Here is a 10241-nt window from a genome sequence, read left to right as displayed (position 1 = left end):
GCCTCGCTCACGGGCCCCAGGGGGCCCTCCGCTACGGTTTGACGGCGGCGCCGAGATGTTGCCGCACCCCGACCGGACGCAACGACCGACTACCGCTCGCCCCACCACTTCTTCAGCTCCTCCGTCGCCGCCTCCTCGCCCAGCGGGCCGCGCTCCATACGCAGGCTCAGCAGGTACTTGTACGCCTCGCCCACCTCACGCGACGGCGAGATCCCGAGGATCTCCATGATCTGCGTCCCGTCCAGGTCGGGCCGGATCGCGTCGATCTCCTCCTGCTCGCGCAGTGCGGAGATCCGGTTCTCCAGGTCCGTGTACGCGTCGGACAGCCGCTTGGCCTTCCGCTTGTTGCGTGTCGTCGAGTCGGCACGGGTGAGGCGGTGCAACCGCTCGAGGAGCGGGCCGGCGTCGGTCACGTAACGGCGGACGGCGGAGTCCGTCCACGTGCCCTCGCCGTACCCGTGGAACCTCAGGTGCAGCTCTACGAGCCGCGACACGTCCTTGACCACCTGCTTCTCGAACTTCAGGGCCTTGAGCCGCTTGGCGGTGAGCTTGGCCCCGACGACCTCGTGGTGGTGAAAGCTCACGCCGCCGCCGGGCTCGAACCGGCGCGTGGCGGGCTTGCCGATGTCGTGCAGCAGCGAGGCCAGGCGCAGCACCAGGTCCGGTGCCGGCACGGCGCCGTCCGGGCCGGTCTCCTGGGCGATCGCCTGCTCCAGCACGGTGAGCGAGTGCTGGTAGACGTCCTTGTGCCGGTGGTGCTCGTCGATCTCGAGCTGGAGCGCGGGCAGCTCGGGCAGCACCTGCTCGGCGAGGCCGGTGTCGACGAGGACCTCGAGGCCTGCCCGCGGGTTGTCGCTCAGGAGCAGCTTGGTGATCTCCGCCTGCACCCGCTCTGCCGACACGATCCCGATCCGCTCGGCCATCGCGACCAGCGCGGCGAGCGTTCCTGGTTCCACGTGAAACGAGAGCTGGGCCGCGAACCGGGCGGCGCGCATCATGCGCAGCGGGTCGTCGTCGAACGAACGCTCAGGGGCGATGGGCGTGCGCAGCACCCCTGCGGCGAGGTCGCTCAGGCCATTGAACGGATCCACGAAGGTCAGGTCGGGCACCCGCACGGCCATCGCGTTCACGGTGAAGTCACGGCGCGACAGGTCGCCGTCGAGCGAGTCCCCGAACTCGACCAGCGGCTTGCGCGACGCCGGGTCGTACTTGTCGGTCCGGTACGTCGTCACCTCGACGACGACGTCCCCGCGCCGCGCGCCGATGGTGCCGAACTCCCGGCCGATGTCCCAGTTCGAGTCGCCCCAGCGCGCGAGGATCTTCTGCGTCTGGCTCGGCGAGGCCGAGGTCGCGAAGTCCAGGTCGTTGCTCGCCCGGCCCAGGAACGCGTCCCGGACCGGACCACCGACCAGCGAGAGCTCGTGCCCGGCGGCGCGGAACCGGTCGCCCAGCTCGAGCGCGGCGGGCGCCATCTCGGTCAGCACGCCGAGCGCGCGCCGCAACAGATCCTGCTCAGGGGTAGACACAGCCCAAGATTCTCCCAGACACGGCAGGGCGACACGCACCGCAAGATCACCCGCACGGGCACACCCGCACCGGCAGGCATGGTCCTGGCGTCCGAACCTGTGCCCGAAACCGCCCGCGCCCCTGCTCCTGACCTGACCAACGGTGCTCAGTCGGTAGTGTTGGGGCATGTCCACCCCAGTTCCGGCGAGCGACCGTCCTGACGGTCGCCCGGAGGTGCCCCCGCCGCCCGGCGGAGCGCCCTTGCGGGTGAATCCTGCGCGGCGCGCGGCGGCGAGCCCGACCCACCTGCCCGTCGTCGACGAGACCTCCGCGGGTGGCCTGGTGCTGCGCGGCGGTTCCGAGCGGCCCGAGGACTTCAGCGCGGCAGTGCTGCTACGCCGGAACCGGACGGGCCGCCTCGAATGGTGCCTGCCGAAGGGACATCTCGAGGGTCGTGAGACGCCTCAGGAGGCGGCGATCCGCGAGATCCGCGAGGAGACCGGGATCCGCGGCTCGATCCAGGCGGAGCTCGGCGTGATCGACTACTGGTTCACCGGTGAGGACCGGAGAGTCCACAAGGTGGTGCACCATTACCTCTTGCGCGCGGAGGGCGGTCGCCTGACCGTGGAGGACGATCCGGACGGCGAAGCCGAGGACGCTCTCTGGGTCAGGGTCGACGAGCTCGCTGCGCGCCTGTCGTACCCGAACGAGCAGCGACTGGCCGTCGCCGCCCTGGACCTCCTCGAGTCATCGAGCAGTCTCCGGGACGCGCTGCGTGCTGACGCCTTCCCCACGGAGCGCCCCGACCTGCCATGACGCAGCACCCCGACCTCGCACACAGTTCCGCCCGCCGCCGGGCGGCCCGCCACACCGGCAAGACAGGCGCCGTGCTCCTGGCGGCCATGCTGCTTGCCGGGTCCGCAGTGGTTCCGGCGAGCGCCACCGTTCCGACGTCGGGTGGTGCCGCCGTCGGCACGGCCCCGGCTCCCGTCTCCGACACGGTCGCCGAGGAGCTCTCCGAGGGTGTCCCCGCCGCGCCGTCGGCCCAGGGCACGGTGGACGTGTCGATCACCGACGTGTCGCACCCGACCGCGCAGCCTGGCGACGTGGTGACCGTCCGGGCGAGGATCACCAACCACACCGGTGCCGCCGTCTCCGGGGCCAACGTCAACTTCGCCGTCAACTACGTGGCGATCACGTCCCGCGCCGAGGTCACCGAGTGGGCCTCCGCGGACCTGCTGGACCCGGTCAGGGGCGTGCCCACCACGAAGCCGCTCGGGCGGCTGAACGCGGGCGCGTCCAAGGACGTCTCGTTCACCTACGACCCTGGTGTCGAGTACCTGCAAGGTTTCGGCCCCCGCCGGTTCGCGGTCAGCGTCGACGACCCGACGGGCCGGCTCGGCATCGCGCGCTCGTTCCTGCTCTACGACGCCGACGGCGTCGAGCGTGCGCCCATGCGGCTCAGCATCCTCGCCGGGATCACCGGTCCGGCCACCGACCCGGCAGACCACAGCACGACCGACATCGAGCTCGCGCAGCTCGCCGCTGCGGGCCAGCGGCTCGACGGCGTGGTGGAGGTCGCGGAGCACAGCAAGCTGTCGCTCGCCGTCGATCCGTCGGTGATGGCCGTCGCCGCGGCGTCGAAGGACTCCGCACTCATCGCCTGGTCCGAACGTCTCCTCGACGCCGCGGGCAGGACCGCCACCTACACGCTCCCCGACCGTGACCCCGATCTCGCCGCGCTCGCGCACGCCAACGTGCGCACGATGGGCCCGCGCAGCTTCCTTCGCTCCCCCCGCCTGGACGACTGGCGAGTCCCGAAGAGCTGGCTCCAGGGCCTCGCCTGGCCGGCCGACGGCGCCGTGCCGGACATCGAGACCCTTGGCCTCGCCGTTGCCGCCGGCCGGCCGAACGTGCTGGTCAGCGGTGGGCTGGCCGCGGAGAGCGGTACGACGACCGGTCGGGCGGAGGTCAGCACCCCGTCGGGCACGGCGCACGCCGCAGTCACCGACCCCACGCTGACGAGCGCCCTGCTCTCGGCGACGGACCTGTCGCAGGCGGAGACCGCCGACGCCGAGAGTGCCGCGGACACGGGCTCCACCGGCACAACGACCACGGCCGCCGAAGGGACGCAACGCCTCCTCGCGGAGACGGCGGCCATCGTGAACCAGTCACCGGAGGTGCCGCCGACCAAGTCCATAGTGATGCCGCGCACCTGGACCCCGGACGCCGCGGCCGCGACCTCCGTCCTGAGGGCGCTCGAGGACGCCGACTGGGTGGAGACCACGACGCTGGACGACCTGTTCGCCCAGGATGCGCCGGACGTCGCGCGCACGCCTCTCCCGAACCGCAAGGTGCACAAGGCCGAGCTCTCCGCCACCAGCGTCAAGGCACTCGAGCGCGCTCGGGACGCGATCGTGACCTTCTCGTCCATCGCCGTCGACGACCCTGCCCCGCTCTGGAAGCCGGGAGTCGCCCGTCTCGCGGGGCCGCTGGCGGTCGCGCAGCGCGCGGACCCCGGCATCCGGAACCTGCTCGCCAAGCGGGTGCTCGAGGCGGCCGACAAGTTCACGCACGAGTCCGTGACCGTCGTCCCCCGCCAGGACATCAACTTCATCACCGACGTCGGCAACATCCCGGTGCGTGTGCGCAACACGCTCGACGTGGACGCCACGGTGACCGTGGTACTGCGCCCCGACCACCCGCGACTCACGGTCGGCGACCGCAGCACCACGACCGTCCCGGCCGGCCAGGAGCTCGACGTACAGGTTCCGGTGCGCGCCATCGGTTCCGGCGACGTCGATGTCACCGCACAGCTCCTCACGCCGAGCGGCGCCAAGATCACCGACGACTCGGCGTTCCAGGTCCGCGTCCGCGCAGGCTGGGAAGAGGTCGGTACCTGGGTCGCCGCGGGCCTCGTCGCGCTGCTGTTCCTTGCCGGGATCTGGCGGACGGTGCGGCGCGGCCGCTCGCCGTACCGCGCCACCCGCGAGGACGTCGAAGAGGCGACCGGGACGGCGGCGGAGGCACCCGAGTCGCCCGATGCGACCGGCTCGACGACGGCGACGAACTCCGTCGCCGTCCGGGCAGAGTAGTGTTTCGGCCGCCGCACACTTCGGCCGCGCAGCACCGGGCAGGGCCCCAGACCACGGGAGTAGTCGCTTGACCCAGGAGAACACCGTGTCCGTACCGACCGACCCCGCGTCGGATCCCAGCGCGGAGACCGCGAGCGGTCCGGGCGCGCCCGCCACCCCGCCGCCGGCCCGCGGCCTGGGCCGCAACTCGCTGGTGATGGCGGCGGGCACAGCCGCCTCGCGCCTCGGCGGCCTGGTCCGGAACCTGATGCTCGTGGCCGCCGTCAGCTCCGTCGGCAGCGTGGCCATCGCGTTCGACGTGGCGAACAAGCTGCCCAACGTGATGTTCGCGATCCTCGCGGGCGGCATGCTGAACGCCGTCCTCGTACCGCAGATCGTCAAGGCGTTCCGCGCGCACAACACCCAGGAGCGGATCGACAAGCTGCTCACCGTCTCGGCGGTGGGCATCCTCGCGATCACCGCGATCCTCACCGGCGCGTCGGCGTGGGTCGTGATGCTCTACACGGACGGCTGGACGGCGGAGCAGCTCGCGCTGGGCACCGTGTTCGCCTACTGGTGCATCCCCCAGCTCTTCTTCTACGGCCTGTACACGCTGCTGGGCCAGGTGCTGAACGCGCGTGAGCAGTTCGGGCCGTTCATGTGGGCGCCGGTGGCCAACAACGTCGTCTCGGTCATCGGGTTCGGCATCTTCCTCGTGGTGTTCGGCACCGCGCCGGAGCGCGGTATCAACGACCTGTCGGAGTGGGACACCCCGCGCACGATCCTGCTTGCGGGCACCGCCACCCTCGGCATCGCCGCACAGGCGCTGGTGCTGCTGGTCCCCCTGCTGCGTTCGGGCTTCCGCTGGCACTTCCGCCTGGGGCTGCGCGGTATCGGGCTCCGTTCGGCCGGTTCGGTCGCCCTGTGGACCTTCGCCGCGGTGGTGCTGGAGCAGGCCGGTGTGCTCTACCTGACCCGGGTCTCGTCCGAGGCCGGCGCGACGAGCACTCCCCTCGAGGCGGTCGCCGGTAACGGCTCCTACGCGCAGGCGCTCCTGATCTACCTGCTGCCCCACTCGCTCGTCACCGTCTCCATCGCGACCGCCCTGTTCACGGGCATCAGCAAGGCCGCACAGGAAGGCGACACGGACCGCGTCCGTGACGACCTCTCCACGGGCCTGCGCACGATCGGCGTCTTCACGGTGTTCGCCACCGCCGCCCTGACCGTGCTGGCCGCGCCGGCCACCGCGTTCATCGTCCCCACGGCGGGCGAGGAGGGCACCGCGCTCATCGCGCCCGTGCTGGTCGCGCTGTCGTTCGGCCTGGTGCCGCTCGGCGCGATGGCCCTCATGAAGTGGGTCTACTTCGCCTACGAGGACGGGCGCTCCGTCTTCTGGATCACCGTGCCGTCCACGCTCGTGCTGGTGGCCGGGCTGATCGCCGCGCAGATCTGGCTGCCGATCGAGACCTGGGTGATCGCCGCCGCGGGTGCCTACGCCCTGTCGAACTGGATCACCGTGCTCCTGCGCACCCAGGGCCTCAGGACCAAGCTCGGCGGGCGGCTCGACGGCGGTCGAGTGCTCGCGCTGCACGCCAAGACGCTCCTCGCGGCCGTCGTCTCCGGGTTGGCCGGCTGGGGTCTGTACCGGCTGGTCGGCGGGTTCGAGGCGCTCTCGTTCGGCAACGGCTGGGTGCTGACGATGCTCAGCGGGCTGTGGGTGTCTGCGTTGTGCGGCCTGGTCATGGTCGTCATCTACGTGGCGCTGCTCCGGCTGCTCCGCGTCAAGGAGCTCGACCGGCTGCTCGGCCCGCTGCTGGCGCGGCTCAAGCGCTGACCCAGTCCGTCGTCGTACCGGAAGCGCAGATCGTTGATCTGCGCTTCCGTTGCGTCTCTGCGACATTTCGACGGGCTGTCGGCGGTTCCGCGTAGCATGGCGACGGTGCCCGGCCCCTGCGGTCGCGTACCTGCTACTGTCCCCCGAGCGAGCGAGGAGGTCCGCGTGAGCACCGTCGAGCCAGGCATCGTGCTGGTCGAGAGATACCGGCTCAGCCACCAGGTGTCGACCGACCTCGCCGCGGCAACCGCATGGGAGGCACACGACCTGGTCCTGGACCGCGAGGTCCGCGTGACCCTTGTGACCGGGCCTTATGCCGGTGACGCCCTGGACTCCGCCCGCCGCGCCGCGCTCATCACCGACCCACGTCTGGTCCGGGTCCTCGACGCCGGGTCCGACGCCGACGGGCGCAGGTACGTCGTCACCGAACCGCACACCGGCTCCACGCTGACGGAGATCGTCTCGAGCGGTCTGGTGGACGAGCAGCAGGCCCGCGCGATCGTGGGTGAGGCGGCCGCCGCCCTCGGTGTGGCGCACGCACGCGGTGTGCACCACACCGCGCTGCGCCCCGAGGCCGTGCGGGTGGACGGCCATCAGGTCCGGGTCACCGGCCTGGGGCTCGACGGCGGGCTGGCGTCCGGCGCGACGCTGAACGTCCAGCCCGCGCGGCTCGACGCCCAGGGACTGGTGGCACTGCTCTACTACTCGATGACGGCGCGCTGGCCCGGCCAGGATCTCGAGGCCGACTGGATCGCCAGGGACACCCTGATCCCGCTGCCCGCGCTGCTCGACGCTTCCGGCGCGGTGGCGCCGCTGTCCACGCTGGTTCCCCACGTGGACCCCGAGATCGATGCTCTGGTTGGCCGCACGTTCGACGCGCCCGGCAGCACCGACGGACCGATGAACCCCGACGACGTGACCACGGCTCTTCAGCCGTGGGGAGAGGTTTCCGTAGTGGCATCGCTGCCTGGATTTGTGCAGCCCGAGCCGGAGGGGCCGCGACGGCAGTCAATCGCCGACGCTTTCGGCGGCGACGGCACACCTCCCGTTCGACGCCCGGTCACCGGCCGGATCGCACGCAACGACGAGACGATGGCGACGGGAGCGGGCAGCGTGCCCGCTGGTTACCCCGAACCGCAGAACGAATACACCTACGAGCCGCAGGCGTTCGGTGGGCACGCCCCTGTGCCGCCACCTCCTCCGGACGGTGGTGTGCCGGTGGGCTACGACCAGTTCGGCCAGCCGGTCGGCCTGGTCCCGTCTGGTTACGACCAGGGGCAGTACGCGCAGGAGGGTGTGCCCCAGCAGTACCCACCGCAGTACGCCCCGGCTGGTTACGACCAGAGCGGCTACTACGGCCAGGACGGCGGGTTCGCCACCCAGCCCGCGCCGAAGCGTGGCGGCGTCAACCCGACGCCGATCGTGCTCGGGCTGGTCGGTGTCGCCGTGGTGGCAGGACTGATATGGGCCGTCAACTCGGTGCTGTCACCCACTCCGGATCTGATCGCCGATGCCTCACCGACGCCAGTCGCGAGCTCGTCGGCTGGCGGCGCCGGCGGCGAAGGGGAGGGAGAGGGCAGCTCGCCGCCCTCTCCCCCGGCACAGACTGAGGCACGGCCGGTGATCGACTCGGCCGCACTGCTCGGCACGCTCGACTGGAACGGCGAGACCATCGACCACCCCGAGAAGGTCGAGCTCGCCTACGACACCGACCCCGCCACGTTCTACTACACGACCACGTACCAGCAGGCCGCGTTCGGCGGTTACAAGGACTCGCTCGGCATGGAGCTCAAGCTGCGAGAGCCGGCCTCGGTGAGCAAGGTCGAGCTGCTGACCAACACGCCGGGCGGCAAGGTACAGATCCTCAAGGGCGGTGCGGGCGGTGAGGTGCTCGCCGAGGGCACCTTCTCGAACACCACCACGTTCGAGCTGACCGAGCCCGTCGTGAGCGACTCGTTCACCATCTGGGTGACCGAGCTGCCGCAGGCGTCGAACGGTTTCCGGCTGGAGCTGAACGAGGTGGTGCTGAGCTGACCTGTCGTCAGCCAGCAGGAGCAGTCCAGAACGCCGGCGGGAACGAACACACGATGTCGATGGTTCGTTCCTCCGGCGTTCTGGGCGTCCAGGTACCTGGACCGATGCTCCATCGAAGAATGTCGATGTGGTGTGGCGAGGTTCACGCTCGCGATGGCGCCACAGATGACCTGGCCTGGAACACTAGGACCCGGTCGCGTGTTATGGCGTGTGCCCATGGAACTCGAGGAGAACACCTTGACCGAACAGACCACCGCTCCGGCTGCCGGGACCACCGAGGCCCCCGTGCTCGACGTCGTCATCGTGGGGTCCGGCCCCGCGGGATATACCGCAGCCATCTACGCGGCGCGCGCAGGTTTTGCGCCCGTCGTCATCGCGGGCTCGGTCACTGCCGGTGGCGCACTGATGAACACCACCGAGGTCGAGAACTTCCCGGGCTTCCCTGCCGGGATCCAGGGTCCCGACATGATGGAGGCGATGCGCGAGCAGGCCGAGAAGTTCGGCGCCAAGGTCATCTGGGACGACGCCGAGCAGGTCGAGCTGACCGGTGACGTCAAGACCGTCGTGACGGGCGGCGGCGACACCTACCGCGCCCGCGCCGTCATCCTCGCCACCGGATCCGCGTACCGCGAGCTGGGCATCGCCGACGAGAAGCGCCTCTCCGGACGCGGTGTCTCGTGGTGCGCGACCTGCGACGGCTTCTTCTTCCGTGACCAGGACATCGCGGTGGTGGGTGGTGGTGACTCCGCGATGGAGGAGGCCACGTTCCTCACCCGGTTCGCGTCCAAGGTCACCGTCGTGCACCGTCGCGACGACCTGCGCGCCTCGAAGATCATGGCCGAGCGGGCCCTCGCGGACCCGAAGATCGAGTTCGCGTGGAACAGCGAGGTCGCCGGCATCTCCGGTGACAGCAAGGTCTCGGGTATCAGCCTGCGCGACACGGTCACCGGCGAGATCCGTGACCTGGAGGCGACCGGCCTGTTCGTCGCGATCGGCCACGAGCCCCGCACCGACCTGGTCAAGGGCCAGGTCGACCTGGACGAGAACGGCTACATCCTCGTCGAGGGCCGGAGCACCCGGACCAACCTTCCCGGTGTCTTCGCCTGCGGTGACGCCGTCGACCACACCTACCGCCAGGCGATCACGGCCGCCGGATCGGGCTGCTCCGCGGCGCTCGACGCCCAGGCCTTCCTCGACTCGCTGAACGACTGATCTCCCGGCCGGTTCCCACCGACCCCGCCTCTCGGCCCTCCGGGGGCCACGAACAAGGAGTATCTGGATGAGCACCATCAAGGTCACCGACGACACCTTCAAGACCGAGGTCCTCGACTCTGACATTCCTGTCTTCGTCGACTTCTGGGCAACCTGGTGCGGCCCGTGCCGCATGGTCGCGCCGATCCTCGAGGAGCTGTCGGAGGAGTACGAGGGCAAGATCAAGATCGTCAAGATCGACACCGACGAGAACCGGCAGACCGCGATGGACTACGGCATCGTGTCGATCCCGACGCTCAACGTCTACAAGGGCGGTGAGGTCGTCAAGTCGATCATCGGCGCCCGCCCGAAGCGTGCGCTGACCGAGGAGATCGACGAGGTCCTCGCGGGCTGACCTCTCACGCACCGCTACGAAGAGCGCGTGTCCGTCTCACCTGATCACGTCATCGGGTGGCTCGGGACACGCGCTCTTTGTCGTCACCGGCCACGTAGCCTCACCGTTTCGCCACGAACGGGTACTCGGCCCCACACCGCACCCGTGCAAGACTGGGCCGCGTGAACGAGCTTCCCGAGACCGCCGG

Annotated in this window: 7 protein-coding genes; 6 read left to right on the top strand and 1 reads right to left on the bottom strand. The window is 70.4% G+C overall.

Annotated features, from left to right (window positions below; translation table 11 throughout):
- Positions 1-89: 89 nt before the first annotated feature.
- Positions 90-1526 (bottom strand): CCA tRNA nucleotidyltransferase, encoded by a 1437-nt coding sequence (locus ACFWE2_RS08155; protein ID WP_377223709.1) that lies wholly within the window; start codon positions 1524-1526, stop codon positions 90-92.
- A gap of 166 nt (positions 1527-1692) precedes the next feature.
- On the opposite strand from ACFWE2_RS08155, the gene ACFWE2_RS08150 reads away from it, so the two are divergent.
- The 6 genes from ACFWE2_RS08150 (at position 1693) to trxA (ending at position 10054) form a co-directional block, all read left to right on the top strand.
- On the top strand, positions 1693-2322 hold the full coding sequence (locus tag ACFWE2_RS08150; RefSeq protein ID WP_377223708.1) for an NUDIX hydrolase: 630 nt from the start codon (positions 1693-1695) through the stop codon (positions 2320-2322).
- Entirely contained in the window at positions 2319-4601 is a 2283-nt protein-coding gene (locus ACFWE2_RS08145; RefSeq protein WP_377223707.1) for a DUF6049 family protein, read from the top strand. The genes ACFWE2_RS08150 and ACFWE2_RS08145 overlap by 4 nt, the downstream gene beginning before the upstream one ends.
- An 85-nt stretch (positions 4602-4686) precedes the next feature.
- The gene (gene murJ, locus ACFWE2_RS08140; protein WP_377223706.1) at positions 4687-6414 is read left to right on the top strand and encodes a murein biosynthesis integral membrane protein MurJ; all 1728 of its coding nucleotides are present in this window, start codon (positions 4687-4689) and stop codon (positions 6412-6414) included.
- 165 nt (positions 6415-6579) lie between these two features.
- A complete protein-coding gene (locus ACFWE2_RS08135) occupies positions 6580-8448 on the top strand; it encodes a hypothetical protein (protein ID WP_377223705.1) in 1869 nt (622 codons plus the stop codon).
- Between the two features lie 237 nt (positions 8449-8685).
- Positions 8686-9660 carry a thioredoxin-disulfide reductase gene (gene trxB / locus ACFWE2_RS08130; RefSeq protein ID WP_377223704.1) on the top strand — a complete coding sequence of 325 codons (975 nt, stop codon included), beginning with the start codon at positions 8686-8688 and terminating at the stop codon, positions 9658-9660.
- Positions 9661-9727: 67 nt separating this feature from the next.
- A complete protein-coding gene (gene trxA, locus ACFWE2_RS08125; protein ID WP_357448134.1) occupies positions 9728-10054 on the top strand; it encodes a thioredoxin in 327 nt (108 codons plus the stop codon).
- Positions 10055-10241 lie beyond the last annotated feature (187 nt).

It is taken from the genome of Promicromonospora sp. NPDC060271, from assembly GCF_042726755.1.
GTDB lineage: Bacteria > Actinomycetota > Actinomycetes > Actinomycetales > Cellulomonadaceae > Promicromonospora.
The sequence above is the reverse complement of the archived record's forward strand: the minus strand, read 5'-3'. Positions and strand labels throughout refer to the sequence as shown.